Annotated in this window: 26 protein-coding genes and 1 tRNA gene; 10 read left to right on the top strand and 17 right to left on the bottom strand. The window is 60.8% G+C overall.

Going from position 1 to position 22548, the window contains the following annotated elements:
* The first annotated feature begins 202 nt into the window (after nt 1-202).
* Both KX928_RS15755 and KX928_RS15750 read left to right on the top strand, forming a co-directional pair.
* Complete coding sequence (locus KX928_RS15755) at nt 203-535, top strand: hypothetical protein (RefSeq protein WP_219504556.1); 333 nt, start codon at nt 203-205, stop codon at nt 533-535.
* 12 nt (nt 536-547) lie between these two features.
* Complete coding sequence (locus KX928_RS15750) at nt 548-1618, top strand: saccharopine dehydrogenase C-terminal domain-containing protein (RefSeq protein WP_219504554.1); 1071 nt, start codon at nt 548-550, stop codon at nt 1616-1618.
* A gap of 6 nt (nt 1619-1624) precedes the next feature.
* Here the strand turns inward: KX928_RS15750 and KX928_RS15745 are convergent, their stop codons facing one another.
* Entirely contained in the window at nt 1625-2356 is a 732-nt protein-coding gene (locus KX928_RS15745) for an aspartate/glutamate racemase family protein (protein ID WP_219505082.1), read from the bottom strand.
* Between the two features lie 145 nt (nt 2357-2501).
* Here KX928_RS15745 and KX928_RS15740 point away from each other — a divergent pair, with 145 nt between their 5' ends.
* The 5 genes from KX928_RS15740 (at nt 2502) to KX928_RS15720 (ending at nt 6551) form a co-directional block, all read left to right on the top strand.
* A complete protein-coding gene (locus KX928_RS15740; protein WP_219504552.1) occupies nt 2502-4193 on the top strand; it encodes a thiamine pyrophosphate-binding protein in 1692 nt (563 codons plus the stop codon).
* A gap of 112 nt (nt 4194-4305) precedes the next feature.
* Nucleotides 4306-5550, top strand: coding sequence for an NAD(P)/FAD-dependent oxidoreductase (locus tag KX928_RS15735; protein ID WP_219504550.1), 1245 nt, complete (start codon nt 4306-4308; stop codon nt 5548-5550).
* A 193-nt stretch (nt 5551-5743) separates the two neighbouring features.
* The gene (locus KX928_RS15730) at nt 5744-5908 is read left to right on the top strand and encodes a hypothetical protein (RefSeq protein WP_219504549.1); all 165 of its coding nucleotides are present in this window, start codon (nt 5744-5746) and stop codon (nt 5906-5908) included.
* A complete protein-coding gene (gene hemP / locus KX928_RS15725; RefSeq protein WP_219504547.1) occupies nt 5908-6075 on the top strand; it encodes a hemin uptake protein HemP in 168 nt (55 codons plus the stop codon). The genes KX928_RS15730 and hemP overlap by 1 nt, the downstream gene beginning before the upstream one ends.
* On the top strand, nt 6072-6551 hold the full coding sequence (locus tag KX928_RS15720) for a hypothetical protein (protein WP_219504545.1): 480 nt from the start codon (nt 6072-6074) through the stop codon (nt 6549-6551). The genes hemP and KX928_RS15720 overlap by 4 nt, the downstream gene beginning before the upstream one ends.
* Nucleotides 6552-6579: 28 nt before the next feature.
* Here KX928_RS15720 and KX928_RS15715 read toward each other — a convergent pair whose 3' ends face one another.
* From KX928_RS15715 to KX928_RS15695, 5 genes are all read right to left on the bottom strand, one after another.
* Nucleotides 6580-7893 (bottom strand): FtsX-like permease family protein, encoded by a 1314-nt coding sequence (locus tag KX928_RS15715; RefSeq protein ID WP_219504543.1) that lies wholly within the window; start codon nt 7891-7893, stop codon nt 6580-6582.
* A complete protein-coding gene (locus tag KX928_RS15710) occupies nt 7890-8534 on the bottom strand; it encodes an ABC transporter ATP-binding protein (protein WP_308342354.1) in 645 nt (214 codons plus the stop codon). Before KX928_RS15710 ends, KX928_RS15715 begins: the two co-directional genes overlap by 4 nt.
* Before the next feature lie 21 nt (nt 8535-8555).
* Nucleotides 8556-8975: a hypothetical protein gene (locus KX928_RS15705; protein WP_219504539.1), complete on the bottom strand. Its 420-nt coding sequence runs from the start codon at nt 8973-8975 to the stop codon at nt 8556-8558.
* Nucleotides 8976-9044: 69 nt separating this feature from the next.
* Nucleotides 9045-10532 (bottom strand): alkaline phosphatase, encoded by a 1488-nt coding sequence (locus tag KX928_RS15700; RefSeq protein ID WP_219504538.1) that lies wholly within the window; start codon nt 10530-10532, stop codon nt 9045-9047.
* Nucleotides 10533-10715: 183 nt separating this feature from the next.
* Nucleotides 10716-11594, bottom strand: a complete 879-nt coding sequence (locus KX928_RS15695; RefSeq protein WP_257883841.1) for an EamA family transporter — start codon at nt 11592-11594, stop codon at nt 10716-10718.
* A gap of 78 nt (nt 11595-11672) precedes the next feature.
* Between KX928_RS15695 and KX928_RS15690 the strand changes: the two genes are divergently transcribed.
* Entirely contained in the window at nt 11673-12161 is a 489-nt protein-coding gene (locus KX928_RS15690; RefSeq protein WP_219504536.1) for a MarR family winged helix-turn-helix transcriptional regulator, read from the top strand.
* Between the two features lie 17 nt (nt 12162-12178).
* Here the strand turns inward: KX928_RS15690 and KX928_RS15685 are convergent, their stop codons facing one another.
* From KX928_RS15685 to KX928_RS15660, 6 genes are all read right to left on the bottom strand, one after another.
* Nucleotides 12179-12640 carry an arsenate-mycothiol transferase ArsC gene (locus tag KX928_RS15685; RefSeq protein WP_219504534.1) on the bottom strand — a complete coding sequence of 154 codons (462 nt, stop codon included), beginning with the start codon at nt 12638-12640 and terminating at the stop codon, nt 12179-12181.
* Nucleotides 12641-13120, bottom strand: coding sequence for a UPF0262 family protein (locus tag KX928_RS15680; RefSeq protein WP_219504533.1), 480 nt, complete (start codon nt 13118-13120; stop codon nt 12641-12643).
* Between the two features lie 78 nt (nt 13121-13198).
* Complete coding sequence (gene hisD / locus KX928_RS15675; protein WP_219504531.1) at nt 13199-14506, bottom strand: histidinol dehydrogenase; 1308 nt, start codon at nt 14504-14506, stop codon at nt 13199-13201.
* Between the two features lie 70 nt (nt 14507-14576).
* A complete protein-coding gene (locus KX928_RS15670) occupies nt 14577-15044 on the bottom strand; it encodes a DUF2948 family protein (RefSeq protein WP_219504529.1) in 468 nt (155 codons plus the stop codon).
* The gene (gene murA, locus KX928_RS15665) at nt 15041-16309 is read right to left on the bottom strand and encodes a UDP-N-acetylglucosamine 1-carboxyvinyltransferase (protein WP_219504527.1); all 1269 of its coding nucleotides are present in this window, start codon (nt 16307-16309) and stop codon (nt 15041-15043) included. Before murA ends, KX928_RS15670 begins: the two co-directional genes overlap by 4 nt.
* Before the next feature lie 4 nt (nt 16310-16313).
* Nucleotides 16314-16493, bottom strand: a complete 180-nt coding sequence (locus KX928_RS15660) for a hypothetical protein (protein WP_219504526.1) — start codon at nt 16491-16493, stop codon at nt 16314-16316.
* A gap of 86 nt (nt 16494-16579) precedes the next feature.
* Here KX928_RS15660 and KX928_RS15655 point away from each other — a divergent pair.
* A tRNA-Thr gene (locus tag KX928_RS15655) sits at nt 16580-16654 on the top strand.
* Nucleotides 16655-16899: 245 nt separating this feature from the next.
* On the top strand, nt 16900-17388 hold the full coding sequence (locus KX928_RS15650) for a hypothetical protein (protein WP_219504524.1): 489 nt from the start codon (nt 16900-16902) through the stop codon (nt 17386-17388).
* A gap of 90 nt (nt 17389-17478) precedes the next feature.
* Here KX928_RS15650 and KX928_RS15645 read toward each other — a convergent pair whose 3' ends face one another.
* The 5 genes from KX928_RS15645 to KX928_RS15625 form a co-directional block, all read right to left on the bottom strand.
* Nucleotides 17479-18381 carry an SAVED domain-containing protein gene (locus KX928_RS15645; protein ID WP_219504515.1) on the bottom strand — a complete coding sequence of 301 codons (903 nt, stop codon included), beginning with the start codon at nt 18379-18381 and terminating at the stop codon, nt 17479-17481.
* A 269-nt stretch (nt 18382-18650) separates the two neighbouring features.
* The gene (locus KX928_RS15640) at nt 18651-19319 is read right to left on the bottom strand and encodes an ABC-type transport auxiliary lipoprotein family protein (RefSeq protein WP_219504513.1); all 669 of its coding nucleotides are present in this window, start codon (nt 19317-19319) and stop codon (nt 18651-18653) included.
* Complete coding sequence (locus KX928_RS15635) at nt 19316-20602, bottom strand: MlaD family protein (protein WP_219504511.1); 1287 nt, start codon at nt 20600-20602, stop codon at nt 19316-19318. Before KX928_RS15635 ends, KX928_RS15640 begins: the two co-directional genes overlap by 4 nt.
* A gap of 14 nt (nt 20603-20616) precedes the next feature.
* Nucleotides 20617-21426: an ABC transporter ATP-binding protein gene (locus KX928_RS15630; RefSeq protein WP_219504507.1), complete on the bottom strand. Its 810-nt coding sequence runs from the start codon at nt 21424-21426 to the stop codon at nt 20617-20619.
* On the bottom strand, nt 21423-22547 hold the full coding sequence (locus KX928_RS15625) for an ABC transporter permease (protein ID WP_219504505.1): 1125 nt from the start codon (nt 22545-22547) through the stop codon (nt 21423-21425). Before KX928_RS15625 ends, KX928_RS15630 begins: the two co-directional genes overlap by 4 nt.
* Between the last annotated feature and the right edge of the window lies 1 nt (nt 22548).

Below are 22548 nucleotides of genomic sequence, written 5' to 3'. Positions count from 1 at the left end.
GCGACTTGGCGATTGCGCTCGCCTTCAAGCCCGGCGCGCACATCGACGACATGGAGCTGGCGAGACGTCGGGCATAGGTCGCGCTCATTCGTCTTTCAGCCGGGGGGATTGTGGCAGTTCGTCCCGGGCGGGGTTTTTTACGGCCATTTTCTGACAACATCACCAGCTTCGGGCCCCGTCACGCGGGCCGCAAGGGGTTTTCTTGACGACACTTACCCAGGTTGGAGGCATGACGTCCCGGTCGAAGGTCTGGCCAGCCAGTAGAAGAGTTTCACAGGCAGATGCTGGCACTGTCGGGACACCGCGACGTATCGCGCCTGCCCGTCACGTGCAGTTGGTCCACGCCCGGCAGAGCTGCGAGGCGGCGGGTGCGGTGGCGCCGCGCGACCGGGCGACAGAGGCCGCGCGCATCGCCGTGCCGCAGCCAGCGTACCCCAAGGCGAGATACCTGCCCGCCGCGGCTATTTCGCGATTGCCATCCGGCGTCGAACCGGATTTGCATGGGCGCATCGGTTTTGCGCGACACGGACATTAGCGGGGGAGCAGCATGGAACGCATCGTGGTCTTGGGCTTGGGAAAGGTCGGCACACTGGCCGGAGAGCTTTTGCATGCCGCTGGGTTTACAGTCACCGGCATTGACGTGCGTAAAAAGTCCGTGGAACTGCCCTATGAAACCAGGACGCTTGACCTCTCCGAACCGGCGCAGGTCGCGTCTGAACTTCAGTCCGCAGATGCCGTCCTGTCGTGCCTGCCATACCATCTGAACATCGGCGTGGCGCAGATCGCGCACGCTGCCGGTATTCACTACTTTGACCTGACGGAGGATGTGCCCACCACCAAGGCCATTATGGAGCTGTCAAAAACCGCACGGGGCCTGATGGCACCGCAATGCGGTCTCGCGCCCGGGTTTGTCGGTATCGTTGGCGCCGATCTGATCGGCCAGTTTGCGGAATGCCGGGCGTGCAAGATGCGGGTGGGCGCGTTGCCGCAGCATCCGACCGGGCTGATGGGGTATTCCTTCAACTGGTCACCGGAGGGCGTTGTCAACGAATACCTCAATGACTGCGAAGTGCTGGAGGAAGGTGAGATTAAATCCGTCTCGCCGATGGAGTGGATCGAAAAGCTTTACATCGACGGAACCGAATTGGAGGCCTTTACGACCTCCGGCGGGCTAGGCACGATGTGTGAAACCTACCTGGGTCGCGTGCCCAACATGGATTACAAGACAATGCGGTACCCCGGTCATGTGACCCTGATGAATTTCTTCTTTCATGAATTGCTCATGCGCGACCGGCGCGCGGAAGCCGGTGAAATCCTCGTCAATGCGAAACCACCCGTGAACGACGATATCGTCTATGTTCACGTATCGGCCGAGGGCATTGTGGAGGGCAGGCTGGCGCGGCGCGAGTTTGTTCGCGGCTATAAACCGATCATATTGGCGGGCCGGCAACGCACGGCGATCGCCTGGACAACCGCGTCATCCGTCGTCGGCATTATCGAGATGGTGCGCAACGGGACCTTGCCGGGCGCAGGGTTCCTCAAGCAGGAAGAGGTGCCTCTCGCGGCATTTCTTGCAACGCGAACGGGATCTGCCTATGCGGAGCATGGTGCGTTCTGATGCAGGTTAGCGCGGATCGTCCAGTTCTGCAGGAAAACGACGCGGCGACAGCGCGGCCTGAAACCATGTCACCAGGGTGTAAATGGAGTAGACGGGCAGCCCGGTTGCCACTCTGATGTCCCGCGCATAGGGCACCATGTTCGTGCACTCCAGAACGATGGCACCGATAGTGTCATGCGCCGATGTCAGGACCCTTGCGGCGTCCAGCAGATCAAGCCGGCAGGCATCGAAATCAATCTCCGCCCGGTCTGACAGGATTGCCTGAGAGAAACAGCGCCCGCCATCGGTGCCCATGATGGGCGTGTCGAGCGGAACGCCTGCACCCTTGAGGTGGTCGGGCGTCAGGCTGTCCTTGGAAATGGTCAGCACGCCAACCCGTTGGCCGGGTGGCAGGGTCTGCGCGATCATGGGAACTTGCATCAACGACGAACTCGCCACAGGCACGCCCAGGGCTGCCTTCAGGTCGTCCTGAAGGATCGACAGGAACCCGCAGTTGGTCACGATGCCGTCGCAGCCCATGCGCACCAACGCCTGCGCCTCTGCAATGAACGCCTGTCGCATCTCGCGCGCATCGTGGCGCACGATCAGATCCGGCGTGGCCCCCTCGACGATGCGGTAGTGCACGGGAAACGGCCACGTCGTCGCATTGCCGATGTCGCCGGGGATGCGGGGGAATTTCGTTTCCAGCATCAATATGCCGACCGTCGCGCCAAAGACGGTTTTGCCCCCTGTTTGCACGCCCATTTCTGACCCTTTCCGCCGCGTCACTGCATGTCGATTAGCATGGCACGGGCATCACCAACAGGGGGAGAAATCTTTGCCTCGTACACGGCATCGATTTGTGGGTACAGTCTGGGTTCAGCGTAGTGTCGGGAGAATGCCCATGTCGAACACCCTTACTGGCGCCGAGGCAGTGATCCGCATGCTGGACGCGCATAAGGTCCGGCACGTGTTCGGCTTGTGCGGCGACACCAGCTTACCGCTTTATGATGCGATGCGCGGCATGGAGCACGGGATTCACCATGTGCTGACGCGGGACGAGCGCTCGGCAACCTATATGGCGGATGGCTATTCGCGTGTGACGGGGCGGCCCGGTGTCTGCGAAGGGCCATCAGGCGGTGGTGCCACATATATTCTGCCGGGGTTGATCGAGGCGAGCGAAAGCTCTTACGCCGTGTTGGGCATTACGACCGATATCTCGGTTGGGACATACGGCAAGTATCCTTTGACCGAGGTGGACCAGGAGGCGCTGATGCGCCCGGTCACCAAGTGGAACACGGTCATCAAGCAGTCGGCACATATACCAAGGATGATGCGCGCGGCCTTTCGGGCGATGACAACGGGGCGCCCCGGTGCGGCCCATCTGGGATTGCCCTACGACATACAGTACGATCCGGTTGATCCCGGCGATGTCTGGGCGGACCCCAACCATCAAAGTTACCCGGCCTACCGGGCGGCCCCTGCGCCGGGTGCGGTTGAGGCGGCGACCGATGCGATCCTGTCGGCAAAATCACCGGTTATCGTCTGCGGAGGCGGCGTGGTGATTGCGGGCGCGATGGAAGAGCTCGACAGGTTGGCGACACGGCTGGATATCCCCGTGGCCACCTCGATCTCGGGGCAGGGGTCGCTGGCAGAGACACATGCCTGTGCCGTCGGCGTCGTCGGATCGAACGGCGGCACCGATGACACCTGGGAGGCGATGGCGGAGGCGGATCTGGTGGTGTTCATGGGATGCCGTGCCGGCTCCACGACCACAGCGCGGTGGGAGGCCCCGAAACCGGGCAGCCGCGTTGTCCACTTCGACTGTGACCCCATGGTGATCGGCGCGAACTACGAGGCCGAAGTGGGCGTTGTTGCCGATCTCAAACTGGCACTGAGTGAGGTCAACGCCCTGCTCGACAAGCGGGGGCAGGGGCATGCGACCTTTGGAGGCGCCGCCGCGGTCGAAGAGATCAAACGCCGCAAGTTCACCCAGTTCCACCAACTGGCATCAAGCGACGCCACCCCTATCCGTCCGGAGCGGGTTATTGCCACGCTGCAACGCGTGCTGCCGGAGGCAGCGACAATCCTGTCTGATCCCGGCACCAGCTGCCCGTATTTCTCGGCCTATTACCAACTGCCCAAAGCCGGTCGCCATTTCATTACCAACCGGGCGCACGGCGCTTTGGGATACGCGATGTCGGCAGCATTGGGCGCCTGGTTCGGACGCCCCGGCAGCAAGGTCGTCGCAATGATGGGTGACGGATCCTTTGGCTTTACCTGCGGCGAGCTGGAAACCGTTTGCCGGGCCGGCGCGGATATCACCTACATCGTCTTTTCGAACAGCAGTTTCGGATGGATCAAGGCAAGCCAGAAGGACGATAAGGGCGCGCGGTATCACAACGTGGATTTCAACCGCGTGGATCAGGCGGCGGTTGCGGCAGCTTATGGCGTTCTGTCGTGGAAGGTGGCGGCACCGGACGAGCTGGAAACCGTCTTGCGCAGAGCGATCGCACATGACGGACCGACGCTGGTGGATGTGCTGACCCAACCGCTGGAGGAAAGCAACGCGCCGGTGCGACGATGGATGGGGTGACAGCCAGCGCGTCAGAAACCATTTGACCCGCCCCCCATTGGCCGCAATGTAGCGACAGTACCTGCAAGCCAGCGATCATCTCAGATCGCTGCACGGGTCATCGGGGTGTGGTGTGACGCAAAAGATCATTGTCATCGGGGCCGGAATTGTCGGGGTGTCCACCGGCATCTGGTTGCGACGTTTCGGGGCGGATGTAACCCTTATCGACCGCGCAGCCCCGGGGCAGGGCACATCATACGGGAACGCCGGCGTCCTTGCGGCCTGTTCGATGGTGCCGGTCACCGCGCCCGGACTGGTGCGCAAGGGTCCGGGCATGCTGATGAACCGTGACTTTCCGCTGTTCCTCAAATGGGGGTACCTGCCCAGGCTGGCGCCTTGGCTGATGCGGTATCTTCGCCATGCAAATGATGCCGACACCCGCCGGATTGCAAAGGGCCTGACCCCGATTGTCGGGGATGCGGTCGACCAGCACAAGGCGCTGACCAAGGGTACGGATGCCGCGCATTGGGTTACCGACAGCGACTACCATTTCGCCTATGCCGATCGCGGGGCCTTCGAGGCGGACAGCTATTCGTGGTCTTTGCGCCGCGACGCCGGGTTCGCGCCCGAAGTCCATATCGGGGCCGCGGTACAGGAGGTGGAGCCCAACCTGTCACCGGCCATCGGGTGTCTGGCGACGATGAAAGATCACGGCTTCATTCGTGATCCGGGGAGCTATGTCGCGGCCCTTGCCGATATCTTTCAGAAGGGTGGCGGCGTGATCCGGACCGGCGAGGTTGTCGATTTTGATCTGTCACAGGGTCGTGTCAATGCGGTGATCACAACGGAGGGCGCATTGCGATGTGACGCGGCCATTCTGGCCACGGGTGTGTGGTCGAAACCGCTGATGAAGAAGCTGGGGATTTCGGTGCCGCAGGAAAGCGAGCGTGGATATCACATCGTTTTCGAGGGTGCCGAGAAGGGCCCACGGGCGCCGACAATGGTGGCCAGCGGGAAATTTGTCGCCACACCGATGGCAGCGGGCATGCGATGCGCCGGGGTTGTCGAATTCGGCGGTCTTGAGGCCGGGCCGTCCCGGGCACCGCTAGAGCTGTTGCGCCGCAAGGTCAGTGAAGCCTATCCTGGCCTGATCTATTCCGGCCAGCAGGAGTGGTTGGGCCACCGCCCGGCACCGGCGGATAGTCTGCCGCTGATCGGTGAGGTGGCGCGGACCGGCGTTTTAACCGCATTCGGACATCACCACATAGGGTTGACCGGCGGGCCGAAGACCGGTCGTCTGGTGGCAGAGATGCTGACTGGCCGCGCATCCAACCTGGACCTCGATATTTACAGCCCCAACCGCTTTGCAACCGGGTGACAGCCGTCGGCATGCCGTTCAGGGCAGCTCGATTGTCATGGGCGGGCTTTCCGCGAAAAAACGTCGTTGCCCCTGCAAATAAAAATGCCTGATTGACATACCTGATTAAATCAATCAGGAATAGGGAAGTTCCAGCCACCCCGCGATTTCAGGAGGGGAAGCCCGACATTGTAGCGATGAAAGGACTTCCGACATGCAGCACGCGACCCGAAATCTGAAAGACGGTCACACCACGAAAAATGCGGCACCGCGCGACAGGTCGATGCTTATCGAGCTGCTGCATCAGTCAGAGGATCTGGCTGTGTTCGATGTGGCATGGATCATAGACCGGTTCGATCAACATGAGGTGCGTTCGTGATGTCTTATCATGCCGCAAAAGAGAGCACGCATACGCCCGTTCAAACGGTGCCTGCATATGATGCCAGCGACTTGACCAAGGGCGGTGGGCTCGCTCAAATCGTATATCAAGACAAGATCTACGTGCTGCGTATCACCCGCGCAGGCAAGTTGATCCTCACGAAATGATCGACGCTGCGGGCAAGCGGGGTGGTGCCCCCGTGGGATATCTGACGGAACTGACCGGGGCAGAGGCCACAAGCGTCCTGTACCTGAGGTTGTGGGGCGACGGGCCCGGCCGCCAGGCCGATGTCTGGGCGGATTTGACACAGGCGCTGGGGCCTGCCCGGGGGCGCGCCGCGATGAAGTCTTTCGAACAGCTTGTCGGGCTTTGCGCCCGACATGGGCGGCGCCCGCTGATGCGCCATGCCATAGACTGCAAATGCATCGGCGCGGATGAGGCGTGTTTTGCGAATTTCGTTGCTGCCGCGACCGATGGCGATCGGGAGGATGCCTTGTTGATCGCAACCTTGCTGGTCCGTGCCGACATTGCGCCGATGATCACGTCACTGGCGTGCGACTTCGGCCTTGCCTTGAAGCGGATGCATCTGGCGGAGCCGCGGGCGCTCGCCGGGGCCACTGACCTGGTGCCGACGGTGCACTAGCGGGTGACGGGTTGCAGACCTCGCGCTTTCAATCGTTCAGGTTTTGCACGGGCGTGGCGTTCAGTGACACAAGGATCGGCAGCAGGGCGCATATCGTGACACCGGACAGAAATGCCGCGATGAAGGCGAAATCCATGCTTTCAAACCGGGTCGTGATCGTGAACCCCATAAGGTTTGACACCCGGTATGCGATGCCCGCCGTGGCCGCCCATGCTACCAGAATGCCCAGAACCGTCCCCGCCGCGACAAGGGTCAGATTATAGCTCCAGACGACGCAGACAACGAACCGCGACGGCGCACCAAGCGTCCGGAGCAATGAAATCTGACGGCTGAACAGGCGCGACAGAATAAAGAGGCCGAGCAGGACGCTCATTCCGACAAGGCATTGTGTCACGATGGTCAGCCACGACATAACGCGGCGTATATCGCCCAGAATGCTGTGAAGTCTGGCCAGAACGGTGCCCGGGAAGAATGCCATCGTCTGCTCGCTTTGCGAAAAAGCGGATCGCAGGGCGTAATTGGCAAAAAGCGCATCGGCGCGCACCACAATGGCCGGTGTGCCCGGAAAATACGCCGGGTCGAACGGGGGGCCGATCTGGTTGGCGCGGTCCGGAGGATGACCGGAGGCCAGCCCGTGAGTGTGCCACACGGATTCGATGGGAACGATGACCGCGCGATCCCACGGGCTGCCCGTGGGGGGCAGTTTCCCGACGATTTCAATGTGAAAATCCCCGTGGGCGTCATTGTCGGCATCATCGCCGATACCATGGGCCGGTGCGACCTCGTCCCCGATGTGCAGGCCGCTTAAGGCTCCCGCCACGGCTTCTGCTTCATCCTGCCACATCCGGCCCTGGATCTGCCCGTCACCAAGATGGGAGACAAAGTCCGCAATCGTACCGACAATCGGCATGCCGTTCACGCTGTCGCCGAATGACAGTGGCGCGGCCATGGCCACGTTTTCGGCGCTGGCGATGTCATTGTACACGTCGCCCGACAGAAGTGGCATTGCCGTGGGTCTCAGATACACGGTTGCCAGCATCATCGTGGTCTCATTGCCGGGCGCTGTGACGATCAGGTCAAACTTGTCCGCCGCTGTCGCAGACCCTTCGCGCAGGCCCCGTTCCGCCATAACGATCGCAATGCTCAGACCGATGGATATGGCAATCAGGATCACGTAGCCCAGATTGGTCCAGCGGTACCGCCAGAGCAGGGCGCGGATCAGCGGACCGGGGGCAAAGCCGCGCCAAAGCCCCGCACATAGCGCCACAGCAGGCACCAGAAGGGCCAGAACAAACACTGTATCCTGCAGGCCGCCCGGCAGATTGTTCCAGAGCGCCATCATAGCAGCCTGCCGTGTTCCAGGGTAAGGATCGTGTCCATCCGCGCCAGAAGCGCATCGTCATGGCTGACCAGCACGAGGGTCTTGCCGGCGTTGCGCACGCTGCCAAGCAGATCGTTGCCAAGGGTCTGCGCTGTGACGCGATCAAGGTTGGCTGTCGGTTCATCCGCCAGAATGATCTGCGGATCCTGCGTCAGGGCGCGCGCCACGGCAATGCGTTGCCGCTCCCCGCCGGACATAGGTGCAACCGTTGCATGATCGGAGGGCACGCCAAAGGTGCTCAGAAGGGCCCCGGCGCGCGCCAGTACCGGGCGGCGTTCGGACTTCGGCGCATACATCAGTGACAGGCTGGCGTTCTGCAAAGGCGACAATTCTTCAAACAACCGGTGGTCCTGAAAGACAAAGCCGATGGTGCTGGCCCTGAAATCGGACCGGCCGGCACGGGACAGGGACAAAATGTCGGTGTCGCCCCAACGGATTGTCCCGGATGTGCGATCGGTCAACCCGGCCAGCGCGGACAGCAGGGTCGACTTGCCAGCGCCGGACGGACCGCGAATGCCGACCGCAGCGCCCGCGTCAATCTTCAGATTTCCGACCTCAAGCAGGGCTTTGTGGCGCGCCGTTCGGACGCTCAGGTCAGTCACTTCGAGAGCCAGGGACATGGGTCAGCGATACGTCGCATCTGTCAGCCGCACCCTGCTGACAAAGCCTGTCTCGGCATCGCGCAGAGACCCCAGTTCGAGAACGCCTGACACCCGAAGACGCAACGTGAACGGTTTTACCTTGATCCGTCGCTTTGTGTGGACGGCGAGGATATCATCCGGCCAGTCTGCGTCGGTTTCACAAAACGGGCAGACGGCCATTGGCTTCTTTGTCAGCACGAAGAAGGTGGCATCGGCCTTGAGGGGCGGCGCCATGAACCCTTCGACATCGATCCTCTGGTCTTGCAGGGACAGGGCGAGTTCTGAAAAGCTGGTATCCTTGTTGTAGAGGTCGCGCATCCTGATGGCAGACGGGGTCGCGAAGGCCGGAAAAGGCAGTGTCCAAGCCATCGCAGCTATCAGAAGGTTTCGCCTTTTCAACATCGGGGGCCCCTTGGAAGATACGGGAGTGTCCCGGCGGACCGGGACACCAGATTACGTCAAATGATGGTGTTACTCCACCGTGGCGGCGTGATGCATCACGTGGAATATGAAGTTCTGCTCAACCGTACCGTTCAACAGGTGCGCCCAGGGACCTTTCGCATAAATCGCGACGTCCTCACCCGAATGGGTTTCCGAAGAGCGTGGGATAAGCGCCTGCTGCAGGTAGTCCGGATCGGTGGCCTCATCCTGGGTGATATCGCCACGCGCCCCGACCCAGTTGACGTCTTCCCGCAGGACAGTACCGGCACCGTTGAGATATCCGACAACCGTATAGGGTTTGCCGTCAGCACCGGTTTGCGGCTCTCCGTTGTGCATCACGCCATTGCCGTCGATGCCGTAGCACAGGCCGGTGATGGGTGTGCCGCGCCCGCAATACCCGTTGAAGGCAATTGCATGCTCGTGATCGGCGGTGACCACGATCAGAGTGTCTTCGTCGCTGGTCAGCTCGTCGGCAATCGCGACGGCCTCCGCGAAGGCGACCCCATCGGTTACAACGCGGTGGAGGTTGCCGTCATGGTTGGCGTGATCCACGCGTCCGGCTTCGATGGAGAGAAAAAACCCGCCTTCATTGCCTTGCAGTGCCCTGATCGCGGTGCTTGTCATCTCGGCCAGCGAGGGCTCACCTGTCCGGTCATATTCGTATTTCATGTGGCTGGATTCGAACAAGGCGAGGATCGGAGAGGAGCCATCCAGCGCCAATGCGCTGGCGGTCTCGTCGTTCCATGCATACTGGGCACCCATGCTTCTGGCCTCTTCCAGCAGGTTGCGCCCGTCGGTGCGCTTGCCGGTTTTGCCCTCTTCGTCCGTGACATCCTTGCCGATGAAGTGGCGGCGTCCACCGCCCATCGCGACATCGACATGACCTGCCTTCATGGCCTCGATCAACTGTGAGGCGATGTCCGGCTGCGCGCAGCCTTCCGGCAACCCGTCGTTGGATTCGTAGTTCCGGTCGGCGGAATGCGCATAAACCGAGGCCGGGGTGGCATGCGTGATCCGCGCGGTGGAGATCACTCCGACGGACCGGCCTGTCGCAGTCATGATTTCAGACATGTTGGTGACAGACGCCGCTTCTGTTTGCGCGCAATCGCCGCGGTTCAGCGTTTCGTCCACGCCGACAACCCCTGCTTTCGTCTTGATGCCCGAGTGCATCGCGGTGCCCGTGCCGGCGCTGTCAGGTGTTTGGGCGTTCACGTTGTAGGTTTTCGCCAGCGCAAGATGCGGGAATGTTTCGTACGGCAGAACGTTTTCGTCACCCATGTTCCCGTTCTGCTGACCGTGCCAGAGGCGCGTTGCATAATTGGTGCCGACACCATTGCCATCCGCGATCAGGATGATGACGTTTTTAGCTTGCGATGTGATCGGCTGGACCGCCGTTTTTTGTGCAATGGCGGCTTGTCCCGCTCTGAACCATTCGTTATCGGCTTGCGAGACGTTCTGAGCGCCAGCTGTGGTGGACATCAGTGCCGTAAGCGCCGTCATGGGTAGTAATCTGTTCATGGGATATCCTCGGGTTTTTGACTACGCTTTGGTAAGAGACGTTTGTTTCGGTAATGTGACGCGGTGGGTATTCATCCCCAAGCTTTATCGCGAAAGAACATGCGCGGCGAAGATTTCCAAGCGCCGTGTCGCCCTTTGTCAGCGAGCAGGTTGGCAGTTGCCCTTCGACCTGCATTTCGCATGTCACCGGGCGGGGAGCGGGGGGCCTTTCCAAAACGGCACATGTGGCCTCTGGCTGAGCCAGATACTTGCCAGGACGACGCCGAATCCGATCAATTGCAGGACGCTCAGGTTCTGGTCGAGAAATATCCACCCAAGCAGAACCGCTGACACCGGGCTGAGAAATCCCAGTGTCGAGAGGGCGGCAGGTTCCAGATTGCGGACGCCCCGGAACCACAACACGTAGGTCAGCGCGGCACCGATGGCGCCCAGGTAGACAAAGCCCAGCAGGTTTTCTGTGCTCAGTTTTGGGAGCGCGGGTTCCGCCCAGAAAGCAACCGGCAACAGAAGGGCGCCCCCGGCTGTCAGTTGCCATGCCGTGAAGGTCAGCGCGGAGACCGGCGGCTGCCACTTTCGGCTCAGAACCGTGCCAGCGGCCATGGACAGAGCGCCTGCAAGAGCCGCGACCATGCCCCAGGGCTCCAATGCCGCCTTGGAGGTCAGGACCAGCAAAGAAACCCCGCCGACGCCCGCAACCGCTGCGATCACGGAAACCGGCAAGATCGGCCTGTTCAGTGCCGCGCGTGCAAGGAATATGACCATGAGCGGCTGCAGCGCGCCCAGGGTTGCCGCAACACCGCCGGGTAAACGGTAGGCCGCAAGGAAGAGAAGCGACCAGAACACAGAGAAATTCAGGGCGCCGAGTACGAGAATCCTGGCCCATAGCGCAGGCTCTGGCAGGCGCCGCACGATGATGAGCAACAAAAGACCGGCAGGCAAGGCGCGCAGCATGGCTGCCGTGAGCGGATACCCCTGCGGCAGAAATTCGGTTGTCACGATATAGGTGCTGCCCCAGATTGCCGGGGCGATCCCGGTCAGCAGGATGTCTGTTGTACGTGGCATGATCGACTCCATAGTGTCTTGATATCAAGATATATATAATTGCCTTGACGTCAAGATAAAAACTGTAATTATGGAAATATGGATCATGTTGACAAAATCACTGTGCAATGGGGCAAGGAACGTCCCGACCTCGATGTGGCACCGATGGCCTTGCTGGGGCGGCTCAAAAGGGCTGCTGTCAGTGCAACGCGGGAAATGGAAAAGACGTGGTTGGCGTTTGGCCTGAATGCTCCCGGCTTTGACGTTCTGGCGACCCTGCGCCGGTCGGGTGCGCCTTACCGTTTGTCACCCAGCGATCTGATCGCATCGACGATGGTGACGTCGGGAACAATGACGAACCGCATCGATCAACTGGTCAGGGCCGGATTCGTCGAGCGCGTGCCGAACCCCGATGACGGTCGCGGATTTCTGATATCACTGACCGACAAGGGTTTTCAGGTCATAGACCGGGGGGTCGCTGCCCACGTCGCCACGCAAGCAAAAATCGTCTCGGGCCTGACAGTTGCGGAACGACAGGCGCTGGACGGTTTGCTGAAGAAATTCCTGGGGACGCTTGATGGTGTCTGAGGCGCTCGGGCCTTCAGTTACATCATCTCCGTCGGGGGACCGAAACGCGCCAGCAGTCTTTCCCTGATCTGATCCCGCGCCTGCCTGTAGCTGGCCAGTTTTGCATCGCGTCCTTCCCCCAGCCCCGTGGGGTCCAGAATGGGCCAGTATTCGACTTCCAGATGATAAAACCGTGTCAGGTCCAGTGCCCGGCGCTGCGATGCCGGGCTGAGCGCGATCACCAGATCGAACGAGCCCAGATCATCGCCCCAGTTTTCCATCTCGTCGAAGCTGCGGCTGCGGTGGCGCGACAGTTCGACATTGATTTCCTGACAGACCGCGATGGAAAATCCGTCGATCTCCATATCGTTGATCACACCGGCCGACTGGACATAGGTGCCGGTGCCATACAGCTTTTTCATGATGCCCTCGGCCATGGGCGACCGCACCGCGTTGTGGTCACAGCAAAACAGAACGGACCCTGGCATTTCCTGGCTCATTCAGCCTCCAAAATGCAGGACGCAGATCAGTGTGAACAGGCGGCGCGCGGTGTCGGTATCCACTTCTGCCTTGCCCTCCAGACGTTCCTGCAGGACGCGAGACCCTTCGTTGTGAATACCGCGACGCGCCATATCGATCGTTTCAATCTGGCTTGGCGGCAGCTTCTTGACCGCTTCGAAGTAGCTTTCGCATATCTGGAAATAGTCTTTGACGACCTGCCGAAACGGACCGAGCGACAGATGGAATTCGGCCGCTTTTTCGTCCGTCTCGGTGCTCACATCGAAAACAAGGCGTTTTTCCCGGATCGCGAGCCCCACGTGATAGGGACCTTGCGGGACGTCGCGTCCGTCGCGTTCAGGCAACACGAAAGTGTTGTCCTCAAGCAGGTCGAACATGGCGACACGGCGCTCCTGTTCGATCTCGGGTGTGGGCGGCGGCAGGCCGGAGTCGTCAATGATGATCTGGGAAATGCGGGACATTGATGGATTCTTTACTCGGATAGCGAACTGACATTGCTTAACGCAGGTCCGCGCCGAAGGGCAATGACCAAGACCCCGTTAACCGGGATCATTCAGCTTGCGCAACCGGGCTGTGACAGACAGCCCATGTGCTTCGAGGCTCTCCGCCTGTGCGAGCGTTTCGGCGGAGGGGCCAACCGTGCGCAGGGCGGCGGGCGTCATGCGGGCGAGGGTTGTGCGCTTCATGAAATCAAGCACCGACAGCCCGGAGGAAAAACGCGCAGAACGTGCTGTCGGCAACACATGGTTCGGCCCGCCGATGTAATCGCCGATGGCTTCCGGCGTCCACTGGCCCAGAAACATCGCACCGGCATGCGTGATCTGCGCGCTCAGGGCGTCAGGGTCGGCAACGCAGAGCTCCAGGTGTTCCGGGGCGATCCGGTCGGAAAGCACCGCGGCGGTGGTCAGATCAGGCACCGTGATGATGGCCCCGAAATCGCGCCAGCTGGCCCCGGCGATGGCCCGGCGTTCGAGGGTTTGCAGGCGTCTGTCCACGGCGTCGCCGACGGCCTGACCAAACCCTGCGTCGGTGGTGATCAGGATGGATTGCGCGCTTTCATCGTGCTCGGCCTGGCTGAGCAGGTCGAGCGCAATCCAGTCGGGGTCATTCGCCGCATCCGCGATCACGAGGATTTCCGAGGGCCCCGCGATCATGTCGATGCCGACCTTGCCGAACACCCGCCGCTTGGCGGCCGCCACGAACGCGTTTCCGGGACCGGTGATCTTGTCGACGGGCGCGATGGTCTTGGTGCCGTAGGCCAGCGCGGCGATCGCCTGTGCGCCGCCGATGCGGTAGACCTCGTCCACACCCGCCAGCTTGGCGGCGGCAAGCACCAGCGGGTTCAGCGCGCCATCGGGTGCGGGGACCACCATTGCAAGGCGCGGCACGCCCGCAACCTTGGCCGGGATCGCGTTCATCAGTACGGAGGACGGATAGGATGCCAGACCCCCGGGCACATAAAGCCCGGCTGCAGCAACAGCTGTCCAGCGCCAGCCCAGCGAGGCACCGGTGTCGTCGGTCCATTGCGCATCTTCGGGTCGCTGCCGTTCGTGATAAGCCCGTATGCGGTCCGCCGCCAGCGCCAGCGCGGCGCGCTGGTCTTCGGGAACACGCGCGGCGGCATCGTCAATCTCGTCCCCTGAAATCCGCAGCGTCCCGGACGTCAGTGTGACCCGGTCGAATCGCTGAGTCAGGTCGATCAGGGCGGCATCGCCCCGATGGCGCACATCGGCAATGATCGCGGCCACGGCTTCGTCCACATCCGGGCTGTCCTCGCGCTTTGCGGACAAAAGGGTTTCGAAAGCGGCTTCAAAGTCGGTGTCGGCGGCATTCAGAAAGACGGGCATGATGGAACCTTTAGCGGGTCACCGGAGGCGCGTATTGCTCCGGCGGGGTGTTCAGAAGCAGAAAGAGCACTCAATCAGGGTGGTCGGGTGTCTTCTTTGACGGGGCTACATAAGGCTTGGTCACATCTTTCAAAGTGGCTTCCAGCGCCTCGGTCGTCAGACGGATTGCGCCATCGCCCGCTAGGGTCAGAAGAACATGGCCCGCCGGCGCGTCCGTGGCGTCGAAGGTGACCGACAGGATGGATAGAACGGTGTCCTTGTCCTTGCGGTCAATACCGTTGCTGGCAACGCCGGACACCCCCTCGAAAACAAGCACAGACTGGACCCGCTCGGGTGAGGCCGCGCGTGCGGGGCCTTCTTCCCAGCGAAACCGGTTCAGGAGCAGGGCAAAGCGGTGGGCTGTCCGGTCCCAGCGCATTTCTGACGCAGGGAACACGGCATCCTGCACCAGTGCCGAGATCACCGCGAGGTCATCGGCGTCCATGGCCCCCAGGTTCAGCGGGGCCTCGCGGCTGTCTTCAAACCGTGCATCCGTCATGACTCTGAAATCCGTTCGATGTCGGCCCCAACGCCGGACAGTTTGGCCACGACGTGCTCATACCCGCGGTCGAGGTGATACACCCGGCCGACACGAGTCTCACCCTCTGCCGCAAGCCCGGCAAGGATTAGCGACACCGACGCGCGCAAATCGGTGGCCATGACCGGCGCCCCCTTGAGTTTAGGCACACCGGTGACGGTCGCCGTGCCGCCCTGAACGTCGATGTCGGCCCCCATGCGCATCAGTTCAGGCGCGTGCATAAAGCGGTTTTCGAATATCTTTTCCTCCAGCACCGACGTGCCCTGAGCCGTGCAGAGCAGCGCCATCATCTGCGCCTGCAGATCAGTCGGAAAACCGGGGAAGGGCTCTGTCGTCACATTGATCGCACGAATATCTGCGGTCCGGCGCTTGACGGATAGCCCACCGGCAGTTTCCGATACATCGACGCCGGCCGCGTCCAGTTTTTCGCAAAAGGCCTCAACGAGGGTCATCTGGCCCCCGAGCAGTTCCACTTCGCCGCCGCAGATTGCGGGCGCCAGCATGTATGTGCCCAGTTCGATACGATCCGTCACAACGGTATGGGTCGCCCCGCCGAGCCGATCAACCCCTTCGACCGTGATGACCGAAGTCCCCTCACCCTCGATATGCGCGCCCATGGCCCGAAGGCACTGTGCGAGATCAACGATCTCGGGTTCGCGCGCCGCGTTGTTCAGCACGGTCGTTCCTTTCGCAAGCGTGGCCGCCATCAAGGCGTTCTCCGTCGCTCCGACGGAGGCGAAGTCGAAATCGACGTTGCCGCCCTTCAGGCCGCCGGGCGCTTTCGCGTGCACATAGCCGTCTTTCAGTTCCAGCTCTGCCCCCATCGCTTCCAATGCCTTCAGGTGCAGGTCGACGGGGCGCGCCCCGATGGCGCACCCTCCGGGCAAAGATACAACCGCATGGCCTTCGCGCGCCAGCATCGGGCCCAGTACCAGTATGGAGGCCCGCATTTTCCGAACGATGTCGTAATGCGCTGTGTGATTGCTGATATCGTGGCTTGAGAGCGCGATAACCTGCCCGTCCTGCAGCGATGTCACTTCCGCCCCCAAGGACTGCAACAACTGGGTCATCGTGCGAATGTCGCTGAGGCGGGGCGCGTTGATCAGGGTCAGCGGCTCCTCGGACAGCAGAGTTGCCGGCATCAAGGTCAGGCAGGCATTCTTTGCCCCCGCAATCGGAATTTGCCCGGCGAGCGGGCCGCCACCTCTGACAAGAATGGAGTCCATGCGCTTATGCGTCCTTGTTTTTACCGGCCAGCGCCGGTGTGCCTGTATCGGGTCCCTGATCCTTCGCACGCGCGCGGCTTTGTGCTTTGCGTCGGGCAAGATTTGCCTTCAGCGCGGCTTTCAGCCGGTCATCACGGGAAGTACCCGGTTTTCCGGGCTTTGGGGACTGGTCTTTCTGAGCCATGCCGCCTGTCTAACGCAGGCCGCGCGGGGGGTCCAGATTAGGCTTGCACCGATCCGCATTAGCGTCTAATCACCCGCCACGTCGGCGCTGCTGTAGCTCAGAGGTAGAGCACTCCCTTGGTAAGGGAGAGGTCGAGAGTTCGATTCTCTCCAGCAGCACCATCAACCCTATGCTTCTCCTCAATTCCTTGGTGTGACCGCCGTAGACGGCCAGTGTTCGGCAACTGCCCATTCCTGCCATTAGGTACGGTTTTCCGATGCTGCGGCGCTGCCGGTCAAAGCAGCCATTCGTATGGAAAATGATTTCCGCGTCGGGGTGCGGTCGGCCCCAACAGTTGAATGGACGCCATCTAACAGCCACATGTTGTGGACACGCTTTTTTGCTGAACGATATAGGGGGAGCGCTGATGATTGATTATGCTCAATACTTGATGCTGACAAATCCGCTGGAGTTCTACACAGCCATCGTCGCGACGCTTGGTGTCGCATTCTGGATGCTAGATCGTAGATCAATCAAGCTGGCACTCAAAGCAACAAAAAGCGCCGAGATCAACGCCTTGCGATTGGAAAGACAAAAGACTGAAGCAAGCGTTGAGCGGAGCTTCGGCGCATTTCAATTGCAGTGCCACGCCTCTCGAAGCGCCTGGCGCGACCACGAATGGCGAAATGGGCCACAACTTCGTTCTCCTTTACACTCCTCAGAAGAGCAAAAAGAGATACGACAGCTTGAGATGGCAGCGAGGGCCAATCTGGAACAGTTTAATGCATCCGCGCCAGACCCCGATAGCTTCGAAGTTGAAAAATTGGCAGCCTACTTCACGGAAGCCAATCGCACATCGTTAGCATTCGCTAAACTTGCTTCGCAACTGCCTAAACCTAAGAACCGTTTTCTCTGACGGCCAAAACCGGACTTTAGCCGTCAGAATCCATTTAGCGCTCGTAGAAAGTAAGACCGGCCGTTCGCTGCAACCGCAACGATTTCTGTCCTACTCATCAGCTCTTGCAACCGGCTCTGCGTCCCGCACTACTTTGGCATCGTTAAGACCAGCGATGGGCATGGATACACCCCACGGATAGGCGACAGGCGCGCCGCGCTGATAGTGATATACTACGATCTCCGGCAGGTTCCGCGTATCGTAACGCCTACCAAATGTGAAAACCACGCTGTTCGGTGCGGCCAACACCAGATGCAACCGCATTACGCCTTTCCCGGCAAGATTCTTCACGACCTCCAGAAATTCCTGCGCCAGGCGGTTCTGCTTTTGTTGCGACCAACGTGCGTCCGATGACATGCCATCGAGGGTTAGTCTGACACTCGGGAGATCAAACGTGGTCGCCAAATCGTCATCTTGGATCGGGTATGAGAATGCCGTTGCAAACACGACTTCTGGCACACCCCCGATCGCTTCGACCCCGTCCACATGAAATTGTGCGCCATCGCCTGGGCCCTCGATCTTGCGCCACTTTTCCTGAGCGCGGTCCCAGTCATACGTGATGATGCTTCCTTCATCGTCGAGCAATACACCCGTCAGGAATGTGTAGGGTACCGATGTCAGCCCGCCATAGATCGTCGTGAGATCAGCCCTGTCTCCATCCTCCTTGTTCTGCAAAACAGACCGGTGCATTGATGCTATCTCGTTCAGAGCTCTTTCGGGTGCGATCACTTGACCGTCTAGCCTGTTTCGTAAGTCCAGCAGGATAGGCACCACCGAGCCCTTCTGGTGTTTCGCTACGGTGTCGGCCAATGGATTGCCGTTGTCGTCCCGAAGTCCGCGCGCCTCGATAACGATGTTCCGCAATTTCGATTGCGCTTGCGCCTCTCCGATGTGTCTAACGTCAGCGCCAATGGGACAGATTAGGTCGATTTGATAAGAGAGGGTTTCTGGCACATCGTAACCACCAAGGAGTGGAGATGATTCAGAAACCCGGAACCAAGCGGAACCACGGTGAGAAGGTTGTCAAAGACATCCGCTGTGCGACCTGCAAGCATTCCCAGCAGAACAGAAGATCTGTCGAGGGTGGTTTCGTGGGAGCGGACCTCCAACTCAGGGACGCGACCTTTGTCGACGGGGCGAGGGATCGTTGCACGGTGCACATTGCTGGATCATCCTGTGCGGCACCTGGTCGCGATTTACCAAGCTCTGTTAATATTGCGCTGTCAGTAGTCTGAGGTGGCCGGTCTTTTGCGTGCGTCGGCGTGCATGCTGCGAATGCTCCATTCCACCGCGTCGCGCATCACGTCACCGAGAGCTTCGTCGAAGGCCTCGGCGATGTCCGGGGCGGCGTCGCTTTGCGCCTCCACGATTTCTTCGAAGGAGCGCGAAGCGATGATCCGGTCAAGATCGGCATTGACCACCTTGATATTCAGCCGCACCTGCACCTGAAGGCGATCGTTTTCCAAGGCCTCGGGGGGCACGCGTGCCTGGAACTCGCGGATATCGGTGACCACGAGGTAGTCTGCGCGCAGGCTGACCGCGGAGCGGCCAACAGCATCGACCTTGCCACTGTTTTCAAAGCTTTCGAGCAACAGCGCCTGCACGATCACAGGGGCGCGATCCACCCAACGTGCGCCCGGCAGATACTCCACCTGAAGCGGAGACGGCTGCACCGCGATCCGATCATTGCTGACGGCTGCCGTGGCCGTCGGCTCGCCAATGACAATCTGGTTTTTCAACCTTGGAAGTGACGGGTCAAAAGTGCTCTTGGGTGTCAGCGTGTAGAGATCCGTGGGGGCCGTGGCCGAGGTCAGCGTACTGAGGCCCGTGCATCCGGTCAGAAGCCCGGTCACCACAAGAGAGATCGCCAGTGTCGACGGGAACCGGGTCATCTGCGAAACTCCGACCCCTGGGTGCCCAGCAGGAACCGCGCCGGATCCCGCTGCGCCTGTTCGACAAAGCGATCAAGGTCGCTGACAAGAATGCGCGCTTCCTCGGTCAGGCGCAGAAACTCGGGCAACCCGACCCTCAGGAAATTCGAAAGCTGGCGCCGGTTTTGTGTAACGACGGTTTCCAGCGTGGCCATGAACCGAGACGCTGATTGCGATGCCTGCAGTACCTCGTCTGAGATTGATCCGATGTCGCCCGACGCATTTTCCACCGTGGTTTTGAAGGCGTTCACCGCGCTCCTTGCGTCTGTCAGGATGGCGTCGATATCCTCGTCCAGAACGCGGTTGGTCGTGATGAAGGTCTGTTCCGCCTCCGTCAGGGCGCCGCGGGCCGCTTGCAGTGTGTCGGTCATCGTGGGTTCAAGCGCATCGAGCGTCGTTTCTATGCTTGCAGCGGTTGCCGTGCCCTGCCGCACGAAATCGGTCAGGTCCCCGTCGATAAGGGTATTCGCGGCGGCAAATGTGCGATCCATCGTGGACAAAGTCGCATTGGCGGTCTCGATCATGGCATCGGATCGTTCGACCGCGCCTTTTGCAGCGGCCAGCGTGTCCGTGGCGGTCTCGAGCGTGGTCTGGGCGGTGTCGGACAGGGCGTCGAGCCGTCCGGCAAAACCGGCCACTTCACGCGCCGCAAGGCCGATGTCATCCGACAGCGTTTCAACATCTGCCAGTGTGCGGTCCAATCGGCCCGAAGCGGAAGAGAGGTTCATCAGGATCGTATCCACGGCCTGCCGGTTGTCCACATTGACCACGTCATTGATATCTTCAAGCAGCAGCACCGCCTTTTGCAACAGTTCCGGTGCGCCTTGCAGGACGGATTGCAGCGCGCTGGTCTGCGATCGGATAACACCTTCCTCCGGCATGGTGTCAGCACCCGGGCTGCCACCTGACAATCCCACGAAGCTGACGCCGGTCACACCCAGTGACTGCAACGTGGCGACCGTATCCGTCTTGACCGGCGTGTCGGCATCGACCTCTAGCCTGACACGCACTTGCGACGGATCATCCGCGTCCAGCGCCAGATCAACCACCTGGCCGACGGGAAGACCGTTGTACCGGACGTCGCCGGCTTCGCTGAGACCGGACACGTTGTCGAACAGGACATCGTAGTAGGCGTATTGGCGGTCGACTTCGACCTTGGCCAGCCACAGCAGGAAGCCGAAACCCACCAGAATTCCGAAAAGCGTGAAAGCGCCTATCAGAATATAGTTGGCCTTGGTTTCCATCGATGATCGTCCCTTCAGTCAGCCGCCGTCGCCGCCCGCGCGCGCGGACCCGTGAAATACTCCTGAACCCAGGGGTGATCGACCGTAGCCATCATATCCACCGGGCCCTCTACCAGCACCCGCTTTTCGGCAAGCACTGCCACACGGTCGCAGATCGCATAGAGGCTGTCGAGGTCATGCGTGACCATGAAGACCGTCAAACCCAACGAGCGCTGCAATTCGCCAATCAGATCGTCATAGGCGGCAGCGCCGATGGGATCGAGCCCGGCGGTGGGCTCGTCGAGAAAAACGATTTTGGGGTCGAGCGCCAGCGCCCGGGCCAGTGCCGCCCGTTTGCGCATGCCGCCTGAAAGCTCCGATGGGAACTTGCCACAACTCAGCGGCGGCAGCCCGACAAGGCTGATCTTGAGCTCACCCAGCGCTTTCATCAGCCCATGCGACAGCCGCAGGTGCTCACGCATCGGCGCCATCACATTCTGCAGCACGGTCAGCGAGGAAAAGAGCGCCCCGTCCTGAAAGGCCACACCCCACTGTTTTTCAACTGCGCGGCGGTCAGACTCGGGACCGTTGATCACGTCTGTGCCCAATACTTGGATCTCGCCTCTGACGGGCCGGATCAGCCCGACAATTGTCCGCAGCAGGACGGATTTGCCGGTACCCGATCCGCCAACAATGCCCAGAACCTCGCCCTTCCAGACATCAAGGTTGAGATTGTCATGTACGACCTGCGGGCCAAAGGCGGTGTGCAGCCCCCGCACGCGGATGATGGCCTCTCGCGCGGGCGTGACCTTGGCGGCGTCGGGGGACCCAGGGTTGCCCTTCACACGCCAACCTCCGCGAAGAATATCGAAAAGCCGGCATCGACAACGATCACCAGAAAGATCGACTGGACAACCGATTGGGTCGTTCTTTGCCCAACGCTTTCGGAAGATCCCCCCACCTGAAGCGCCTGCCAGCAGCCCACGATACTGATGATGAAAGCAAAAAACGGCGCCTTGATCATTCCGACACCAAGATGCCAGACATCGGTGTTGTCCACAAAACGCGTCAGGAACATGCCCGGGCTGATCCCAAGCTCGGCCCAGCTCATCAAGCCCCCGCCGATCAGCGCGCAGATATTGGCGATGAGCCCGAGGATGGGCAGCATGACAATCAGGGCCAGAACCCGCGGTAAAACAAGCACTTCGATCGGATCAAGCCCAAGCGTTCGCATGGCGTCAATCTCCTCGCGGACCTTCATGGAGCCGATGGAGGCAGTGAAAGCCGAGCCAGAGCGACCGGCCACGATGATGGCGGTCAGCAAGATCCCCAGTTCCCGCAGGACCGAAACGGCGATCAGATCGACGACAAAAACCTCAGCCCCGAACTGTCGCAATTGCACTGCCCCCTGAAAGGCCAGCACGATGCCGATGAGAAAACCCATCAACGCAACGATAGGAACAGCGTTCAGACCGATTTCCTGCATCTGGCTGACCAGCGAAATCGCGCGTAGCCGCCATGGTCTGACAAGGGTTCCGGCCAGCCGGTGCAGTACAAGACCGACAAAATTCAGTAAAGACACAATGGCCTTGAAGAGATCGACGGTGTTCGCGCCAAGCCCGGCGAGCCAGGGCAGAAAACCGCTTGGCGGGGCTTCGACACCGCGTTCGTGCGGGCGGGCGCGGGATACGGTTTCAATCAGGGCAGTGCGCTCGGCGGAACCGCCGACAAGCTCCGATGCCACGCCCGCGTCGTGCAATCTGGCTTGCAGATCGGCGATCATCCAGGCGCCACCGGTATCCAGCGATGTCAGGTTGGAAAGGTCTATCGTGAGCCGGGGGGCCTTGGTCGTGAAGCGCGCGAAACTCTGCTCGACCGCGCCAAGCGCCTCGGTCACGAGATCGCCGCCAAGACGCAAAACCGGTCCGCCATCAATGTTTTCGACTGAAACTGTTGCCGTGCTCATG

Origin of the sequence: Roseobacter insulae (assembly GCF_019375555.1) — a bacterium.
GTDB lineage: Bacteria > Pseudomonadota > Alphaproteobacteria > Rhodobacterales > Rhodobacteraceae > Roseobacter > Roseobacter insulae.
This window is presented reverse-complemented; position numbering and strand designations above follow the sequence as displayed.